The sequence below is a fragment of the Sutterella massiliensis genome (genome assembly GCF_016899755.1).
Classification (GTDB): domain Bacteria; phylum Pseudomonadota; class Gammaproteobacteria; order Burkholderiales; family Burkholderiaceae_F; genus Sutterella; species Sutterella massiliensis.
This window is the reverse complement of the sequence record NZ_JACJJC010000240.1, coordinates 1-537: the sequence shown is the minus strand read 5'-3', so window position 1 is coordinate 537 and position 537 is coordinate 1. Positions and strand designations below refer to the sequence as shown.

Below are 537 nucleotides of genomic sequence, written 5' to 3'. Positions count from 1 at the left end.
ATCTCAGATAACGCATAAGTGCCGGCGCCGACATGTCATTGACACCTTCGTGAAGTCGGATGCACACCGTTGACGGTCCGAGAATGACATCTCTGAAGTTTTCGTCGACGATTCCGCACCGACCGACAGCACCTTTGTGAACAAAGACAATGTCATTGGGCCGAAGGATCGTATTAAGGAACGCACCGCGCTGACGATTTACCGGCATGTCCACAGACGATTCGGGTCGGCTTACTCGACCTTCTGCCGTAATGTCGCCCGAGGACACGGTCCGGAAGCTTTGTCGATCGATGCTGTCGGTCTGCGCTGCACGCAACGGTGCAGGCCGGATAACATCGGCGATGTCCGCAACCGTGCGCTTGAATCGGCTGATGCGGTCGGTGACTGCACGCTGCTGTTCTTCCGCAATCCAATAAGTCGGATCGATGCGGTTGTAGGCCGCACGAACAACCTCTGCAGAGACGGTTCGCGACGGAAAATCAACCGGTTCGCCTGCGAGCATGGCGGCAACTTCGGCCTGCGCAGCTTCCGTCATTA

Annotated in this window: 1 protein-coding gene; it reads right to left on the bottom strand. The window is 56.8% G+C overall.

The genetic code is table 11. From position 1 onward, the window contains the following. Positions 1-537 (bottom strand): restriction endonuclease subunit S domain-containing protein (locus H6A60_RS12365; RefSeq protein WP_205105065.1); only part of this gene is annotated, 537 nt, incomplete at both ends.